The following is an 18,964-nucleotide window of genomic DNA, read 5'->3' on the forward strand; positions in this document are numbered from 1 at the left end:
TTTGAATTCATGATGTGTGATGAAATGGTTCAATGCATAATAGTAAATATTGCATATCGATAGCACGATTTTTTACACATACGATTAATACGCGTGTAAGAGTCGTTTTTATATAATATTGATATAAATTTTAATTTTTCTTTATATAAATATGATTTTATATATATATTAAAAAATTAAAATCTACTTAGAAAATAATAAGGAGAGATACTCATGAATAAAATTAGAACGACAACATTCTGTTTATTCACTCTAGTGGTGTTAGGTACAAGTATTGAGATGTCAAATAATGATAGCCTTACAATTACTAATAAACAACGTGCCTTAGCAAATGAAGTGAAACAAAGATTAGAAGTAGAAGAAAAGCGTAATGTATCTGTAGAATCCGCCAATGAAGTGGTAGTTGAAAATGAAAATGTGCCTATAGGACAAGAGAAAGAAATTGCAAGGCCATTGGATGTTCCACTGATTTTACAAAAGCCAGAATTGATGCGTGGTTGTGAAGTAACGAGCCTTGCAATGGTACTACAGTTTTCAGGTGCGCAAGTCGACAAGATGGAGCTTGCTTCAAAAATAAAACATGTAACATTTCAGAGTAATGGTTTGAAGGGAAATATGCATAAAGGGTTTATCGGGAATATGGCTACTTTTGATAAACCTGGATTAGGTGTATATGTGGAACCGATTTTAAAATTGGCAAAGTTATATGTTCCAGAAGAAAAAGTGAAGGATTTAAGCCACAAAGAACCTCAGCAAATCTATGAGGCGATAGAGCAAGGGTTCCCTGTATGGGTATTAACAAATGCTCGTTTTAAACTGTTACCCGATGATCAATTTTATACATGGAGAACATACGAAGGGGAAATGAAAGTGACATATCATCAGCATAGTGTCGTAGTGACAAATTATGATGACCAATATGTATATATTAATGATCCGCTAAAGACAGAGAAACATATAGCGATTAATCGAGATGATTTTGAACAATCATGGGTTCAAATGGGAAGGCAAGCCATGACCATTTCCATATAGATAAGCATAGATCGGATGAGAATTATATGAAAAAAGTGTTGATTATTGAAGATGAAAAAATCATAAGAGAGGCGGTAGCACAATATTTCTCTCATGATGGATATGAAGTAATAACAGCGGAGGATAGCCGAATAGGATTAGAATTATTTACTGCACATGATGATATCAATTTAATCATATTAGATATTATGCTCCCAGTCATGGATGGATGGTCAGTGTGTAGACGTATTCGTAAGAACTCTACTGTTCCTATTATCCTATTAACAGCTCGAAGTGATGAGGATGATACATTACTTGGGTTTGAATTAGGAGCCGATGATTATGTAACAAAACCATTTAAACCAGCTATTTTACTAGCGAGAGCAAAGCGTTTATTCAAAGAGACAACTCAAATTGTACAATTCCAGGACTGCATTGATTTATGTGGTATTTATTTAGATAAATCGGCACGTTCTGTTTCTATAGATGGAAAAAAAGTAGATTTTACACATACAGAGTTTGAAATTTTACTATCGTTAATGCAGCATAAGGAGCAAGTATTGACAAGGGACACGTTAATTACGAACATTTGGGGATATGATTATGTTGGAGATGATAAAACATTAACTGCACATATGCGTAATGTACGTGTGAAGCTAGGCGACAGGGCAAAACATATTACAACTGTTGTTCGAACGGGCTATAAATTCGAGTTAGACAGAAGATGAGAAAGAAAATAGTTTTTCAATTGTTTTTTCTAACGTTTTTATTATGCTGTATGATTATTGCTGTTATATTTTTTGGACAAATGTATGTGATGAATTACTTGTATATAGATAAAGAAAAAGAACATGTTCAGAAGCAATTACAACAGTATAATACATTTTATGAAGCTTATAAACAGGATGAAAATAAACTGCAGAGTAAAGAACTCTCATATGAAAATCAGAAAGGCATTATGATTGCAAGGCTTGATGAAGCAGCAAATATTAAGAAATTACCGTCAGGAGATTATTATATAAAAGCGATAAATAAAAATGATCCAAGTCGAACATCTAAAGTTGTATTTAATAATTTAATTAATGCAAAAAAAGATATGGATCCTAATTTCAGTATTTTAATTACAAGTTTAATTAATAAGACGACCAAAATAGCTATTATGGATACTGCAAGTAAAGGGTCAAATAAAGACATAGTTATTCCTACAACATTAAAAATAAAAGGTTATGATGGAGGGTTTGTCTCGCCTACCTATTATCAAATAGACAAAATCATGATGTCAGGTGTTAAAAATGGGATGAAGATTTTTTCAAAAGAAGAAAGCGAAAAATATTATTTTTTAGAAGGAATTGTAAAAGAAATAAGTTTCCCAGTTTACTTCAATTCAAAAATTGATAACACATTATATAGTAACGAAGTGTTTGCAAATCGTATTTTACAATTTCAATCGGAGTGGATTACCGATAAAGTGAAATTAAACGGAGAAGAATGGGTACAAAACGAGATTAGTATAAATGGAATCAAGTATTTAGAAACCATTAAACCAATATTAAAAGATGGACAAGTGAAAGAATTTATTTATTCATTGTCTTCTCTACAGCCAATTACAAAAGCAACAGATATAATGAGTGATTACTATGTATATATTATTGCATTTGTGCTGGTTCTATCGCTTATTGTGTCTTTCTATTACTCAAGAATCATTACAAAACCATTATTGAAAATTAATGAAGCAACCAAAAAAATCATGGAATTTGAGTTTGAAGACCAGCTTTCTATAAAGTCTAAAAATGAAATTGGGGAGCTATCCTCCAATATTAATCAGCTTTCAGAAAGAATGGAAGGGTATATCAATCAGTTGAAAGAAGATTTAGAAAAAGAAAAGCAATTAGAACAAACAAGAAAAGATTTTATTGCAGGTGTTTCACACGAATTGAAGACACCACTCAGTGTCATGCAAGTATCGGCATCTATGTTGCAAGACGTGTTTGCGCCTGAAATGAACCAATATTATTGGGAAGCGTTAGAAAAAGAAATAGAGAAAATGAATATACTGATTGATGAGATGCTCAATTTGGCTAAATATGAATCAGGAACGTATCAAATACAGATGGAGCAAGTTAGTATAGGGGATTTGATTCAACAGGCTGAAAAAGATCTACACACTCAAATTGATGAAAAGTCACTGCAAATCAAAATGAATATTGATGATGTGCGTGTGAAGGGAAAGGCTAATTTATTGGAACAAGTGATAACGAATCTGTTTACGAATGCAATTCGTTATACAGATTCGAGACGAATGATTGTGATAGAGGTAATAGAAGAAGAACATGGCGTATATATAGGGTTTGAAAATAAAGGATCGCATATTGCAGAAGAAAATATAGAGAAAATATGGGATCAATTTTATAGAGTGGATAAATCAAGAAAACGAGTATGCGGTGGTACTGGCCTAGGTCTTTCGATTGTAAAGAACATATTCGAATTACATGCTGCAGAATACGGTGTAACCAATACGGAGGATGGGGTATTGTTCTACTTCCGTTTAGAAAAGTGGGATACAAAACAGTAACGTGCTTTTAGCTTCAAAAATAGTCTAAATCCTTAAGTTGATGGATGTGGGGTACCGCCACATCGCTATCAAGCTAATAAATAGGTTACCCCCAAAACGAAAAAATATGTTAAATTCCCATAGATAACTATCTTATATTAATTACATAACCTAGTGTGTGATATAATAATATAAAGATATTGTGTTTAAAGGGGGATTCAAATTGGTTAAAAACTTACCTTTACTAATAGTGATTTTAATACTAGGTGTAAGTTCTTCTACATTAAGTACGAACGGATACTTTTCTCCAGTTATAGAATGGTCTTTAATGTTTATAAGTATTATTTTAAACATTACTGCGGTGATAGGTTTATCACTACACGTCCTTGTATATCAACCTATGAAAAGATTTGAAAAAAATTTAAAAGAGACCTTCAAATAAAATAATTATATTTGAGGTAACACCACATCGCCATCGAGCTAAAAAAATGTATCCATAAAAAGAACAAATACGCTATTCTTTCTGTAGAATCATAGGAAAGGATGGCGTTTTTTTTCATTTTAAGGAAATTTAGTTTTGTTATCTTTCCTTAACAACAAACAAGACGCCACCCAGATCACGGCAGCGCCTACAATAATTGCTATTGGTTTAATCATTAACAAATATATCTGGCCCCTTCTTCAACGCATACGAGAAACCCGAAATAAATACAACACTAAAAATAATAATAGAAGACCACATATTAAAATGATATTCTTTACCTGCAACTAAATTATATATGTTATGGACCAAGAAATTAGCACCTATAATAATTCCGCCTAACATTGAACTAATTAAAATGCTCATTAAATAAAACTTGAACTTCTGGAACATTTCCCTTCTACCCCTTTTCTAAAATAAATTTTATTTAGGTTATACCAGAAAATTGTACCATTTATTTTCCATATATTATCAAAACTATGTTTAAATTAAGGTTATTTTAAGGAAGGCATTATCTATTCAAATGTCCATTTCGGGGTTCCACCAATATGCCCATCAAGCTAATGAAACTAGTTGCCCCAAAACAAAAAATGTATATTTTTACCTGGAGATGCCAATTTTCTCGTTTTGGGGGTACTATAAAATTTTAGGTTGATAGCCATGGGGTACTGCCACATGCCCATCAACTTAAGAAAAGAAAAACACCCCTAAAACGAAAAAATGCGCTGACTTCTCAAAGTAACTAACTATAGAGAAAGAAAATTTTCATTTAGGGGGTACTTAAAAACCTTAGCTTGATGGGCATGTATGGTGACCCCTATTAGTTAATTTTGTAAAGTTTGGAATTTTGCTTTAAAAGTCCCATTCCCTGAATACCCACCTGGATTAGCAATATACAGGTTATTTTTATTTGCACCTGAAGGAATCGTTACGATAGAACCATGTTTAACATTCGACCAAATTGTAGGGTCTGTATCACCAGATTTATCACGCATCACTCTGAAGTTAAGTACTGATGCACCAGGACCTTCTATCGATACTTGAACTCTTGTGCCGTCAGCAAGATGCCCTAATGAGAAATTACCACTGGATCTATTCTTTTGACCGGGTTGTGGTCTGTACAAAGAATCAATTTGTGCTTCTAATTTTTCTGTTCGTTGAATCAACTTAAATTTTTGGTTTTGCGCCCCTTGAACCTGTCCCCACACATTAATGTTCGTGCCATTTGCAGTTCCTCCACCAGTTACGTCTAATACCGTCTTACTGGCCTTGTTTTCTAAATACAAGTATCCATTCCCAGCTCGTTTTAATATCCAATAGGCTCCATCATATGTCCCCATAGACGGTGAAGTGTACACGTTGATTGAATCTTGCGTCCAAGTTAATGCTTCATCTATTTTCCATGCACTTTTAAGTTGATATGCTTTTTTATTGGAATCATATACCAAATCCCATTGTCCATTTAGTTCCCTGTTCGTATGCCCCCATAGAACTACATTGTACCTATTATTTGAAAGTGATGTCTGCATAGCCACTTCACTGCTATTGTTTAAAGCAGAGACAATGCTATATTTACCATCAGGTATTCTTACTTCTTCGCCTTCCTGTTCATCTACAGTTAGCGTTTGACTTTTAATTAGTGTTGAACTACCACCATTCTTTACATAAACGTCAATCTTATCACCCGTAAATAGAGCTAAACCTTCAAATCTAAGATCGTGTCCCACATCCGTTTTATCCCAATAACTATAATAAGGACTTCCACTATCGACGTGACCAATATAGGTACCGTTTCGATACACCACATAACTATTACGTAAATATGCATCCCCACCGAATCCAACACGTAAGCCTGAAGATCCTTTTGGTGTTATGTAGCGAACATCTCCACTATTGTGCCTTTCATTCAAGCGAATAACACGATCAATTAAGCCCTTTCCAGGGAAATCAGCTGCAATAATTCCGGTATGACGAATAGGCCACTGTTGGATATATTGAGTCGTTAATAGATTTGTTCCACCATAAAACACCTGACCATAGTATCCACGTGGATAATCGGGCCATTTATCTGTTCTATGTTCCGTAATCATTTTCATACTTTCATTTGTACCACTACCTCGATACCCACTTGCTACAAAATAAGGTGCAGCTCCCATTGAAATAAATCTCCATGCTCCGTTACCACTTAAATAATTTAAATAGATAGACTGTTTGTCGCTTGCATTAGCAGCTTTCAAATGATTTCCTACGGCAGTCCATTTCGCATACATGGCATCTGCGCTATCATCTACATCAAATTGGTCTTGCTTATTTAGAGTATTATAAGGAATACCAAATCTTTTTCCGTCTGTCGGAAAATCTGACATTACTACAATTTTGCCTTTCACTTCATTTAGCGTCGGATTATTGGATGCGCCTTTCCAAAAATAATTACTATAGCTAGCGTTGTTATAATAGTTATCTTCAAAAATTTGCGCCCACGTTTTTGTTGTGCTAGCGTCTGTACATTTTCCAGTACCAGGACCATTACATTCATTTTTCACGCGCATAAATATTGTCTCTCCTGGATTTGTTCTTAAAAATGCAGTGATTTTATCTAAAATATCACTACTAAAAATTGCATTTTGATTAACAGATCCATGATAAGCCTTTAAGAGAGCGTTCGATTCTTTACGTAAACGAATATCCAAATATCGAATACCAGAATTTAATTGTGTGTTTACATCCATTGTTTGCGTTTTAATATAGTCATCTGGATACAGGCCACCACCACCATATCGTGACATGGAATTATGGGTTCCAGGTATAGACAGCTCACTTATTTTAAGAGTGCCTGGCATTTTATTCATCCAGTTTGGATTCGAATACCCAATACTAGAATCATGAGAATATCCTTTATCATTGCTCGCAATTTCGATATCGTTCACCTTTAATTCCATATTACACAACCTTCCTCTACTTATTTTTTTATTCATTTTTCTAATCCTGATGATACTCAATAATTATAGATTAATAACTTTTTATTTAGAATATTTACAATGCAAATAACCATAATATCCATATTGAGAAAATCTTTTCAAATATGAAACTCGAATACAAAATTTAAATAAACTAAGAAGGGGATATCTGTAAAAGTTTATATTTATGAATAGTTTTTATTTTCAAATATCTAGTGATAAAAAGAAACTATGATACCTCTGTAAAATTGTTTCAAAAGATACACCTTTATAAACGTTTATTTTTAATGACCACCTTTAAAGAGCATTGTAATTAAATTTGTATATTTTTTACAAAAACGAGGTATCATTTTTGTTCGTAACATATTATATACATAAAATAAAAAATAGATTCGTGAAAGACTTTTGTAACATTTGTGAAAGAGAAATGAAAGAATTGTTGGATATGATGAAGTCAATCTTACTAGAGGATATGCTCTCAATAATTTTTATTACTAGTAGATGTTCAAAAACATATAGGAAATATGGAGGAAAACAAAAATGAAAAAAGACTTTAAAACGATTAGAATTGGAAGGAAATTAATTCCTGCCACAGCGGCATTAGGTATTCTTTTTTCTTTAGCCCCTGTTGCAGAGAACAAAGCTAGCGCAGGTTTAGCCACGGTGTTGGATGTGACTATTACTTCATTAGGTATAGTGGCTGATGTTTATGAAAAGCTTGGGATATCTGTAGGGGATCCTGACTTATCTAATTACACTGGCCCCTATGCAGAGAATGTATCTTACAGAGCTCCTAACTTTAAATCTGGGGAATTTAATATTTCTGTGCATCATACAAAAGGAGATTCCAATTTCACTAGAACGATTAAAGTACTCTACCCAGATGGAAAAAGTGAGATGAAAGACTTAAAATCGGGGCAACAGCTTAAGATTACAGAACCCGGTACAATTGTAGATTTGAAACCCTTCGCAGAATCTGTATCAGAGCACGATCTTCTTTACATTACACAAGCACAATTGAACGAAGGGAAAACTGGAGTTGCACTTAATCAAGTTACCACCGTATACGTAGAAAAAACATCCGGTGAAAATAAAGTACTTGTTGACGAATTTTATAAGAAGAAATTTGGAGCAGATTCTCTAGATGGTTTTAAAGGGTTAGGGGTGGACCGTTTTTCTTATTTAACAGAAGAACAAAAGAAGGTGGCAACTTTGACTTCACATCCAGTGAACAGAGAAGTTCTTTCTAATTATGTTACGAATAATCCTAAAGCTCAAGCAGATTTTAATGACCGATCAACTAATGTATTTGCTGAGATTACCAATACCCTAGAGACACCTATTACACTACCAGATAGTATACTAAATCACGGTGAACCTTATAAAATTATCCCCTATAAAAAAGGGACCAATAAAGTATTGGTGAAAGCAGGGTCAAAATATCTTTCAGGGAGAGAAGACAATAGAGGGATCCAATATTCAGATTCGTTTGGTGCTGATGAATTGTTTGAACTTGTCTCAGCCCCCGCTTCATATAATAATAAATGGCAGTTTCATTTGGTAAACAAGAATGGAGTACGTCTGGCTGGTAATGCTTATGGTCATAAATTCGGTACAGATTGGAGTTACAAATCTGAAATTAGTTTCACTGCAATAAACAATGATGAAGTTAACAACTGGTTAATCGACTGGTACCCTGGTAAAGAACATGAGAAACAGAAATATGAAGGAGTAAAGTTCGAACATGATAAAAGTGATACCTCTATATGGACAGCATACGATTCCTCTGGAAAATTGATAACGAATAGTTGGGTAAACCGAAGTAACAGCTACTATTATACAGATGCTTCAGGAGTTCTCTTGAAGGGTTGGCAGGAAATTAAGGGCAATACGTATCATTTTAATCCGGCGTCTAACGAGATGGCGTTGCCAAATTCATCTAATGCACAGATTGAGGGTAAGAACTATCACTTCAATGATTCTGGTGTTCTGCAACGATCAGCCTGGAAAGGTGAGCAATATTCTGATGCTTCTGGAGCGTTTGTTAAAGAAGGTCTGCAAGAAATAGAAGGTAAGCTTTACTACTTTAAAGATTTCAGTGTTAATAAAAATCAACTGCGTCTAGATGATCAACATGTCATTCTTCACTTTTCCGACAAAGGCGTACTTGAAAGAGCTACCGATCTGAATGGAAAAGCACTAAGTACTCCAACTACTGTAACTCTTAACGGCAAACAAGTGGCCTTCGAGCTAACAGGTTCTGTAATAAATCCAGGAGTCAGTGTAAAACTTGGTTCCCCCCTATCAATCCAATATTATAGCTTAGAGGATGGAGCTGCCTATTCAGGTTGGAAGGTAATCGATGGGAAAAATTATCATTTCGAAAAAGGCAAACACTCTACTTTCGATGGCCATCAAACCATTGACGGAAAAACTTACTATTTTAATAATGACGGACAAGCTCTGCTGACAGGGTTGCACCAAATAGAAGGTAAGCTTTACTATTATGACAATAAGGGTAAAATGCAAACGGGTTGGCAAGAAATCAATGGTAAATGGTATTATTTCGATGATTCTGGAGCAGCTAAGAAAGGATGGTTCAATGTTGGTGGTGGGTACCATTTCCCTTATTTCGGATACTTTACTTATTATGCCAAAGAAGATGGCTCAATTTATCAAAACGCTACAGTTGAACTTAATGGAAAGACTTATAAATTTGACAGTCATGGACACAAAGGTTATTAATGATCCAAAGATAGTTTATTTTTTATAAATATGATTTTCCAAATGAAATCCCTCAACCTAATTATTTCTGCTGAGTTTATCTTAAAACTTGAGAATACAACTTCACCAGGTATGAATCATCAGCGGAAGTTAGAAAGTATTAAGTAAAGAATGATGCTATATATGTACCTCCTGTCCATATGGATAGGAGGTACATATATAGGCTTTTAAATATAACAAATCTTTCTATACAATTGTTACCTCTATTCCATGCGCCACAAACTAAACACCCCCCCGTAATTATTCTTTTAGGATGGTACATAAACAGAACTTATCTAGTCATACAAGTAGCAAAATGTTAAAATGACCATCTGTATTATAGAATCACTTTTAATAATTTTTAGTGAATATAAGACCAGGGCAATGGATTCTAACCTAGCAGTACTGTCAGTTATAGCAACTGTATATCCAGATTCCATAGATTTATTAGATTAAAGTAAATAAGAGAAACATTTCTTTTGTGATTGGTAAAAAAGAAGAGAGGATTATATATGAAAAAAAGAATTTTAATCGTAGAAGATGAAGAAAACATTCGAGAAGTATGCAAACGGTACCTAGAGAGAGAAGGATATGAAGTATATACAGCTATCAATGGAATGGAAGGCTGGGATGTATTTCATCAATATCAACCAGATTTGATTATTTTAGATTTGATGATGCCCAAAAAAGATGGATGGGAATTATGCGAGGAAATTCGTCAACAATCAAATGTTCCTATTATTATGTTAACTGCTAAGGGAGAGGAAAGAAATCGAATTTTAGGCTTAACAATGGGTGCAGATGATTATGTAACAAAACCATTTTCACCTCGTGAATTAGTATTAAGGGTTCAAATTATATTAAGAAGAGGCAGCCAGGTAACGATACAAGCAAAAGAATATCTATCAGAAGTGATAGAATTTCCAGATTTAAAAATTTATCCAAAGACAAGGTGTGTACTCGTTTGTGAAAATAACGTGGAATTAACTGTGAAAGAATTCGAGGTACTTTATGTCATGGCACAGCATCCAAAACAAGTGTTTTCCCGTTCGCAACTTCTTGAACTTATTTGGGATTTTGAACATGAAGGGGGTACAAACACAGTGACCGTGTTAGTGAGTCGTTTACGTGACAAGCTGGAAAAGCATACGACAAAGAATCGTTGGATTCATACGGTTTGGGGAATAGGATATCGCTTTGAGCCAAATGGAGGAAATGAAACATGAGTTTACGTATTCAATTGTTATTGATGAATTTATTAAGTACCAGTATCTTGGTAATTGCTATATGGTATAGTGAAACGCAAATGTTACTTGAACCAGAACAAACACGGCTATTAACAGTAATTGCGGTTGTCGGACTGATTATTTCAACATTTATTTACTGGTTAATGACACGCCCTATCATGAGGTCCATTCAAAATTTAATTGAACTAACGAAACAATTTAGCGATAGACAATTTGAAACGATGTACATAATTGGAAAAGAACCACGGGAGTTTAAAGAATTAACAACAGCCTTTCAACGGATGGCTAAAAATTTAGAAGAAGGGTTTACTAAGTTAGAAGAAGGGGAAAAGGCACGTAAGGAGCTGATTACGAATATTTCACACGACTTACGAACGCCTATGGCTAGCATACAATTGATGATAGAAGCATTACAAGATAACTTAATTGAAGATCCTGAAACGAGAAAGCAGTACTTAGAGACGACCTTAAAAGAAATAAATCGATTAAGTGGATTGATTAATGACTTATTTGACCTTTCAAAGTTAGAAATTGGACAAGTAGATTTTCATCCAAGTTTTACACATATGGACAAAATTCTTTTAGATGTACTAGAGTCACATTCTTTCTTATTAGCAAACAAACAGATTGATTTACAATTGCAGGTTCCTGATACATTACCTCGACTTTTAATTATGCCGTGTAAAATAGCACGGGTCATCAGTAATTTGTTAGATAATGCGATTCGGTATTCCCCTGTTTCTGGAACAATCGAATTGATTGTAAAGGAAAATAAAAAAAAGCAACAAGTCCAATTCATTTTGCGCGATGAAGGAGAAGGAATTACTCCAAATGACCAATTACGCATATTTGAGCGTTTTTTTAGAACGGATAAATCAAGAAGTTCACAATCTGGTGGATCCGGACTCGGATTAGCCATTGCAAAATCATTGATTGAAATGCATAAAGGAGAAATTGGTGTGAGAAATCGCTTAGATGGCAAACAGGGAAGTGAATTTTGGTTTACTCTTCCCATCACATCAGAAAAAAATAAGACCGCTGAAAGACTTTTGTAATACTTATATTATAGAAATGAAAGACTTCCTTGTTAACATACTACTATACAGTATGTTACAGGAGGTTTTTTATTTTATGAAAAGAAAACATGTATTGATTATAGGAGGTTTTATAATTGTCGGAGGAATTTTATGGTCTTTGTTCCGCCCCGAGAAATTATTTATTGATAAGCAAGTGAATGAAGCATTGCCACAAACAGAAATACAATCAAACGAAACAAAACAACAACAAGAACGAGTAATAAGTGAAGGTCAGTTTCAAAATGGTGTCCATGAAACAACTGGAACAGCAACAATCCATCAATTAGCGAATGGAAAACGTATTTTACGACTTTCCAATTTTTTAACTTCTAACGGGCCAGATGTTCGAGTTGTATTAGTTCCTACGAATCGTTTGAAAGATAATGAAGACGTTAACAACCATCGGTATATTGAATTAGGAAAGTTAAAGGGAAACAAAGGAGACCAAAACTATGAAATTCCTGAAGGGATAGATATAAGTACATATGTTTCGGTTTCTATATGGTGTAAGAGATTTAATGAAAACTTTGGTGCGGCTTATTTTGAAAAGTAAGAAAGAACATAAAAATGTGGGGTGTGTACATGCCCCATTTGGATTGACAAATGGGGGGCAGACCACTGTATGGTGACCTCTATGTAATTAGTTTTTTTTATCCAACTTTTCTTTTGCTTTTTTAGGTATATCTTCAGGTTTTACTTCTTCATATCTATCAATTCCATAATAAGCTTCATCTTTATATTTCCCACCTACTTCAACACGGAGATATGCATTCACCCGTAATTTTTTCATTCCCATATGCATTATACGCTTTCAATGTATCTAAAAAAACATCTATTTGCTTACTGAAGGAGGGAGGCGTATTTACATAATTTTCGTTATAGGATGATAAATGTCACTTTAAAACTTTAAAACTTTAAAACTTTAAAACTTTAAAAACAAGACCTTCAATTTTTTTACAGATAAAATCATCTGCAATGATAGGAAATCGTCAACCTTACAAAAGTGTAATGTAACTTTGGTAGTTATTTTTTTGTAAGCTATTTATAATAACTTTAGTAAGAGGAATTCTCATATATCCTATCTATATAGAGAAAAATAGCTGTATTAAGTTAATAAGGAGATTACATATTATGAATGTTATACATATTACCTTTGGAGATTCTGCATATGGAAATTTAAAGAATGCTTTTCAACAAAGAAATGAGTACAAAAATGAAAAAGTGATTTGTGTTAATGAGGATTTTTCGATAGGTCCTATTTATAAATTAGATTCTATTGAAGGAATGCAAGAAAGAAAACAATGGCTAAAAGAGGTGTTAACAACAGTTGGCCCCACTTCAGACTTAGATTACTTAGATTGGATTGAAACTACGCTTAAACAGAATTCGCAAATTGTAGAAGAGGTTCCAAGTGGGAGTAAAGTAATCTTATGGTATGGCGAAAATGCATCTGATGTCATTGGTGTAAGGTTTGTTTTATCACTGCTTCATGATAAAAATATGCAGGTTGAAGAAGTGAATGTTACAGATTTTAGCCATCATATTGAATTTACAGTGCGTGATTTACAGGACAAAGAAATTCCACATGTACTAAAAAGTTTAGGTGAAATGCCTTCTGAACTGGTTTTAGAAGCCATTCAAACGAAAAAAAAATTGTCTCAAGAACAAGTTCAAAGTTTAATACAAGATTGGAAAAAACACTCCCAAACGAATGGTGTCTTAAGAATATTAGTAAATGGACAACTAATTACTGTATCTGAAGATTATTATGATGTATCCATCTTGGATAATACGTCAAATGAATATCAACGTGCGATCCGTATTGTTGGAAAAGTGATGGGGGAGAATGAACAACGTATAGGTGATACTTATTTAACTTTCCGTGTTCACAAATTAATTCAACAAGAGAAATTAAATTTCCAAGGTAATTTAGTAAAAATAGAAATCCGATTACCATAGATAATTGCATATTTTGAACAAAATGCTATTACTTGTAGAAAATCCCAATTATAGAAATAGCGTTTTTGTTCTAAAAATAACACAATTTCTTTTTTAACGAAAATAATGTTATTCTGTAGATCTTTAAACATTTAGTTTATAGTTTTTTGCTTCAACAAATACGTCAAAGTGAAAGTTTAGATATTTTTGTCCTTGTACATATACATTCTTAATAGTATTATAAGGAATTTCTAATGTTAATTTTAAAGCAAAGAACCCTGTTACCCCACTTAACTTTAAAATTACACTTTGATTATCAAATAATACTGCTCTTCCCATGAACTCCCTCCTAACTTTGATTAACATGTATTTTCTAAATTATACCCTCCCCATACGAAAACAATATATACTTAGTTACCATAACCCCACTTATCAGTAGTCCATGTAATTAAAAATAGTAAAGACACTAGTAGATAATAGACTCAATAAAAATGTGGCACAGTATTTTTATTTAATTCAAACTCTTCTTCATGCATTACTATACTTGTAATTCTCACTTTTTTTAAAGTATGTAACTTAATTTAAGAATTCAAATTATAAATAAAGTGTGCAGCGCGAAAAATCCACCCCTGAAAAAACGTTTATTTTCTTGTTTACAAACAAGAGGACATAGGAGTAATATATTGTACATAAATTCATATCACTATTCGCTGAATCCATATGGAGCGGGGGAACCAAATTTTGTGCGATTGCACTTGGGGTGAATCTTTCTTAAATGAAGGTAGGGCTACTCTCAAGGCCCGAATCCGACAGCTAACCTCGTAAGCGTTTCGAGAGGGGATACTATGGTGACTTTTAAAAACACTGGGTGAACTTTGGTGTCTTTTTTTATACTCTTTTTCTGGAAAATAATTCAAAAAAGGATGAGGCACTTGAAAGAGACACCCATAAAAACGAAAAATCCACTTTTTTCTTTCCCTTCTAATTCCCAGCCTTCTGAATTAAGAAGAGAATTAGGGATGAGACATTTAACAATGATTTCTATAGGTGGAAGCATTGGGACTGGGTTATTTATAGCAAGCGGAAATACGATTCATACAGCAGGACCTGGTGGAGCAATTATAGCTTATTTGTTGATGGGGTGTATTGTTTACCTGTTGATGACCAGCTTGGGAGAGATGGCAGCGTATATGCCTACATCTGGTTCTTTTAGTACGTATGCTTCTAAATTTGTAGATCCTGCATTTGGTTTTGCGATTGGTTGGAATTACTGGTTTAGCTGGACTATTACTCTTGCAGTTGAAATTTCATCAGGAGCTATTCTTATGAAATATTGGTTTCCATACAGTCCATCTATTCTTTGGAGTGCGTTATTCATCCTGTTTATGTTTGGAATTAATATTCTTTCAGTGAAACATTATGGAGAAATGGAGTTTTGGCTTTCACTTGTAAAAGTTATTACTATAGTCGTGTTTATTATGTTAGGAATAGCCACGATATTTGGAATTTTCAAAGGAAATCCCATTGGATTTCACAATCTAACAATTGGAGATGCACCCTTTCATGGAGGTTTTCTTTCTATTTTTAGTGTGTTTATGATTGCGGGGTTTTCCTTTCAAGGTACAGAAATGGTCGGAATTGTAGCTGGAGAAAGTAAAGCTCCTGAAAAGCATATTCCAAAAGCTGTGCGGCAAATCTTTTGGAGAATTCTCTTATTTTACATACTTACCATTTGTGTAATTGGAGTCATAGTTCCCTACACAGATCCGAATCTAGTTAACAATGATATTAGTAATATTACAAAGAGTCCTTTCACACTAGTATTTGAGAAAATTGGATTCGCATTTGCGGCTTCTCTTATGAATGCAGTTATCTTGGTATCTGTTCTATCAGCTGGTAATTCTGGAATGTATGTTGCAACCCGAATGTTATGGGTAATGGCAAGAGAAGGGAAAGCTCCAAAGTGCTTAAAAAAAGTAAATAAACAAGGTGTTCCTATTAATGCATTACTTATGACAACGGCTGTGGCAATCGTAGCGTTTGCAGCTTCTTTATTTGGAGAAGGGCAAGCATTTATATGGCTTTTGAATGCTTCGGGACTTTGTGGATTTATTGCATGGTTAGGGATTGCTATAAGCCATTATCGTTTTCGTCAGGCTTTTTTACATCAAGGAAAGAATTTAAATAAGCTCCCGTATCAAGCAAAGTGGTATCCTATCGGTCCTATTTTAGCTTTTGTAATATGTACTATTATTATTTTAGGACAGAATTATTCAGTCTTTATAGGGTCACATGTCGATTGGTATGAAGTACTTGCTACTTATATTGGTTTACTGCTGTTTCTTGTATTTTGGTTCGGCTATAAAATTATAAAAAAAACAAAGGTGATTCCATTACAACAAGTCAATTTAGAGCATGATGATCATTAAGGATGGAAATTAAGGAGACAGAAATATGGAACTAGACATTCTACTCAGGTTACTTGTAGCAATACTTGTTGGAGTAATAATTGGTTTAGAACGTCAATGGCACAATTGCATTGCTGGATTACGTACAAATGTACTTGTTTCCGTTGGTGCTGCACTTTTTGTACTATTAAGTGTACTCACTCCAACTGATAATACACCTACAAGAATAGCTTCTCAAATTGTAAGCGGGATTGGTTTTTTAGGTGCTGGAGTTATTATGAAAGATGGATTGACAGTTCGAGGACTGGATACCGCAGCAACCTTATGGTGTTCTGCGGCTGTAGGAACATTAGCAGGTAGCGGCTATTTACTTATAGCTATAACAGGAACCATTCTTATTGTCAGCATAAATAGTTTACTAAGACCTGTTTCAAAATGGGTTTCCGAAAAATCTGAAAAAGGTTTTAAATATTCCCAACAAGTTACCGCTCTCTCTTATAGAGTAAAACATAAATCATCAGAGAAAAAAGATTGTTAAAGAGAAGCTAATTTTAACTAATTCCCCGAAAGAATTCTCCTTCCTCAAGCGTGTGAAGGGCGTAGCCCAACGGTAGGTGAGAGATGAATTTCGGTTCGGCATAGCCAAAAACTTTTGATAAACTAGCTATATGAAGTTCTTTGATAACTTGATATATGAGGTTGCAGGAAGAAAATAGAGTGCGAAAACCAAGCCATTCGGTTCCTGCGTAAAATATCAACCGTACCAAAAGAGCGTCCAAGCGTTGGACATCTAGGGGTGGAACACCCCGAAGTAACGCTCAGGGAGACGAAAGGGTACTTTCGTCGTGGAACTGAGAAGCTCCCACTTCAAGCTTTGCTAAGTGGCGAGTAGTTCACGAACGTTATCAATAATAATAAAAGAGACCTATTCCAGATGGGCAAATAGAGAAATAATTAGTGGGCAATTTATTCAATATTTGAACTGATGAAAAATACTTTCTACAAAGTAATCAAAGAACAATTACAGTCATCAAGCCAATTTCAAGATCTAATTTCAATTTTCAAAGACGTTGAAAAATATTTTTTAAGAAAATGAGTTATTTCATAAAAAATTATGCAAAACAAAAAGGAACCATAGCCGGTTCCTTTTTGTTTTATTCCTTTCAAAAGGTAAACCTTTTCGAACACACGTTTAGTTCAATAAAGCCCGTCCCGTTTCGATTCCCTGGCCTATAACTTGAATTGGTACTCATTCATGTTAACCAAAATGAATATCTATTGTTGTAACTATATTAACTAGGGAGGAATCTTCATGGGATACTTTGTTACCGTAGAGTCAGGTGTGAATTTATATGTAGAAGATATTAACCCTGGGGGAAATAAGACCCTCGTATTTTTACATGGCTGGCCGTTAAGCCATAAACAGTTTGAATATCAGTTTAATATTCTTCCTACTATGGGCTATCGCTGTATTGGTATAGACTGGAGGGGATTTGGCAATTCGGATAAACCAATGAGCGGCTATACTTTTAACAGACTTGCAGATGATATCCGCACAGTAGTTGCTACACTTCAAATAAACAATTTTACTCTTGTGGGTCACTCTACCGGTGGGTCTATCGCAATTCGATATATGTCTCGTCACAATGGTTTTAGGGTATCAAAGCTTGTTCTTATTGATGCGGCCGCTCCAACTGGATTTACCGCAGAAACTGCTAATAACTATCTTAAAGAAACCTTAAATGATCGACCTAAAATGATGCAGGACGTAACAGATGGCTTTTTCTTTCAGTATATAACTAAACCATTTTCGGACTGGTTTTTGCAAATGGGACTACAAGCAGCAAGTTGGTCGACAGCTGCTATTATAACTACATTAAGAGATGAGAAGCTACATGCGGATCTTCCGAAAATTAATGTTCCTACTTTAATCGTTCACGGCATTCATGACAAAGTTATTCCCTTTGCACAAGCTCAAGAACTAAATGAAAAAATAAGAAATTCACAGCTTGTTCCGTTTCAATATAGTGGTCATGGCCTTTTCTGGGAAGAACGCGAGAAATTTAACCAACTATTGGCACAATTTATTCAGTTAAAAATTTGACCTAAATTCAAAAAAACGGAGGGACGATAGCGTAATAATCGAGTACGCTTTACGGACAGTAAAATATTTGCTGTAATTGGGGTACGGAAACGATTTAGGGAATGAGGTGCCACTCAGGGATTTACTTACAGAATGATTTGAGGAATGCTCTGACATATCTAAATCTTACCCATTTAAATTTATAAAAGAAGAGTCCATTTTGGATTCTTCTTTTTATATACTACAAAAGGTACACTTTTCTAGTTTGAGATTAATTGGAAAATTATATTTCATTACAACTATAAATTCATCGAAAAATAGTAAATTATATTCCGATTTAAATGCTAATTAATAAGTAAGAATGCACCATTCTTCTCTATTTACCCAAACTCACATTTTTTGTGATTTATTATGATATAGAAATATGTATTCTATAACCTATTCGAAGC

Annotated in this window: 16 protein-coding genes and 1 riboswitch; of the genes, 12 read left to right on the forward strand and 4 right to left on the reverse strand. The window is 34.1% G+C overall.

The genetic code is table 11. The features are described from left to right. Positions 1-213 precede the first annotated feature (213 nt). The 4 genes from ABH960_RS25010 (at position 214) to ABH960_RS25025 (ending at position 4,004) form a co-directional block, all read left to right on the forward strand. Positions 214-1,032: a C39 family peptidase gene (locus tag ABH960_RS25010; RefSeq protein ID WP_404449068.1), complete on the forward strand. Its 819-nt coding sequence runs from the start codon at positions 214-216 to the stop codon at positions 1,030-1,032. A gap of 26 nt (positions 1,033-1,058) precedes the next feature. Further along, on the forward strand, positions 1,059-1,739 hold the full coding sequence (locus ABH960_RS25015; RefSeq protein ID WP_149191230.1) for a response regulator transcription factor: 681 nt from the start codon (positions 1,059-1,061) through the stop codon (positions 1,737-1,739). Further along, positions 1,736-3,583, forward strand: coding sequence for a sensor histidine kinase (locus ABH960_RS25020; RefSeq protein ID WP_404449070.1), 1,848 nt, complete (start codon positions 1,736-1,738; stop codon positions 3,581-3,583). Before ABH960_RS25015 ends, ABH960_RS25020 begins: the two co-directional genes overlap by 4 nt. A gap of 202 nt (positions 3,584-3,785) precedes the next feature. Then, entirely contained in the window at positions 3,786-4,004 is a 219-nt protein-coding gene (locus tag ABH960_RS25025) for a hypothetical protein (protein ID WP_404449072.1), read from the forward strand. Positions 4,005-4,211: 207 nt separating this feature from the next. Here the strand turns inward: ABH960_RS25025 and ABH960_RS25030 are convergent, their stop codons facing one another. Next, on the reverse strand, positions 4,212-4,436 hold the full coding sequence (locus tag ABH960_RS25030) for a hypothetical protein (protein WP_000486589.1): 225 nt from the start codon (positions 4,434-4,436) through the stop codon (positions 4,212-4,214). A 431-nt stretch (positions 4,437-4,867) separates the two neighbouring features. Beyond that, positions 4,868-6,982: a phosphatidylinositol-specific phospholipase C domain-containing protein gene (locus ABH960_RS25035; RefSeq protein ID WP_404449074.1), complete on the reverse strand. Its 2,115-nt coding sequence runs from the start codon at positions 6,980-6,982 to the stop codon at positions 4,868-4,870. A 558-nt stretch (positions 6,983-7,540) separates the two neighbouring features. Between ABH960_RS25035 and ABH960_RS25040 the strand changes: the two genes are divergently transcribed. The 4 genes from ABH960_RS25040 to ABH960_RS25055 all read left to right on the forward strand — a co-directional run bounded on the left by ABH960_RS25040 (position 7,541) and on the right by ABH960_RS25055 (position 12,639). Then, entirely contained in the window at positions 7,541-9,745 is a 2,205-nt protein-coding gene (locus ABH960_RS25040) for an N-acetylmuramoyl-L-alanine amidase family protein (RefSeq protein WP_404449076.1), read from the forward strand. Positions 9,746-10,275: 530 nt separating this feature from the next. Next, positions 10,276-10,989 (forward strand): response regulator transcription factor, encoded by a 714-nt coding sequence (locus ABH960_RS25045; protein WP_404449079.1) that lies wholly within the window; start codon positions 10,276-10,278, stop codon positions 10,987-10,989. Next, entirely contained in the window at positions 10,986-12,065 is a 1,080-nt protein-coding gene (locus ABH960_RS25050; RefSeq protein ID WP_033728918.1) for a sensor histidine kinase, read from the forward strand. Before ABH960_RS25045 ends, ABH960_RS25050 begins: the two co-directional genes overlap by 4 nt. 76 nt (positions 12,066-12,141) lie before the next feature. Next, positions 12,142-12,639 carry a DM13 domain-containing protein gene (locus tag ABH960_RS25055; protein WP_404449082.1) on the forward strand — a complete coding sequence of 166 codons (498 nt, stop codon included), beginning with the start codon at positions 12,142-12,144 and terminating at the stop codon, positions 12,637-12,639. An 87-nt stretch (positions 12,640-12,726) separates the two neighbouring features. Here ABH960_RS25055 and ABH960_RS25060 read toward each other — a convergent pair whose 3' ends face one another. Next, the gene (locus ABH960_RS25060) at positions 12,727-12,876 is read right to left on the reverse strand and encodes a hypothetical protein (protein ID WP_201053798.1); all 150 of its coding nucleotides are present in this window, start codon (positions 12,874-12,876) and stop codon (positions 12,727-12,729) included. Between the two features lie 341 nt (positions 12,877-13,217). Here ABH960_RS25060 and ABH960_RS25065 point away from each other — a divergent pair, with 341 nt between their 5' ends. Next, the gene (locus ABH960_RS25065; RefSeq protein ID WP_404449084.1) at positions 13,218-14,045 is read left to right on the forward strand and encodes a DUF1835 domain-containing protein; all 828 of its coding nucleotides are present in this window, start codon (positions 13,218-13,220) and stop codon (positions 14,043-14,045) included. Positions 14,046-14,168: 123 nt separating this feature from the next. On the opposite strand, the gene ABH960_RS25070 is transcribed toward ABH960_RS25065, so the two are convergent. Beyond that, on the reverse strand, positions 14,169-14,363 hold the full coding sequence (locus ABH960_RS25070; protein ID WP_404449134.1) for a hypothetical protein: 195 nt from the start codon (positions 14,361-14,363) through the stop codon (positions 14,169-14,171). 359 nt (positions 14,364-14,722) lie between these two features. Then, positions 14,723-14,868: riboswitch (cyclic di-AMP (ydaO/yuaA leader) on the forward strand. Positions 14,869-14,956: 88 nt separating this feature from the next. Between ABH960_RS25070 and ABH960_RS25075 the strand changes: the two genes are divergently transcribed. From ABH960_RS25075 to ABH960_RS25085, 3 genes are all read left to right on the forward strand, one after another. Further along, complete coding sequence (locus ABH960_RS25075) at positions 14,957-16,453, forward strand: amino acid permease (protein ID WP_404449086.1); 1,497 nt, start codon at positions 14,957-14,959, stop codon at positions 16,451-16,453. 25 nt (positions 16,454-16,478) lie between these two features. Further along, the gene (locus ABH960_RS25080) at positions 16,479-16,970 is read left to right on the forward strand and encodes an MgtC/SapB family protein (protein WP_404449088.1); all 492 of its coding nucleotides are present in this window, start codon (positions 16,479-16,481) and stop codon (positions 16,968-16,970) included. A gap of 774 nt (positions 16,971-17,744) precedes the next feature. Beyond that, a complete protein-coding gene (locus ABH960_RS25085; RefSeq protein ID WP_404449090.1) occupies positions 17,745-18,536 on the forward strand; it encodes an alpha/beta fold hydrolase in 792 nt (263 codons plus the stop codon). The last annotated feature ends 428 nt before the right edge of the window (positions 18,537-18,964 follow it).

It is taken from the genome of Bacillus sp. RC252, assembly GCF_044909215.1.
Lineage (GTDB): Bacteria > Bacillota > Bacilli > Bacillales > Bacillaceae_G > Bacillus_A > Bacillus_A mycoides.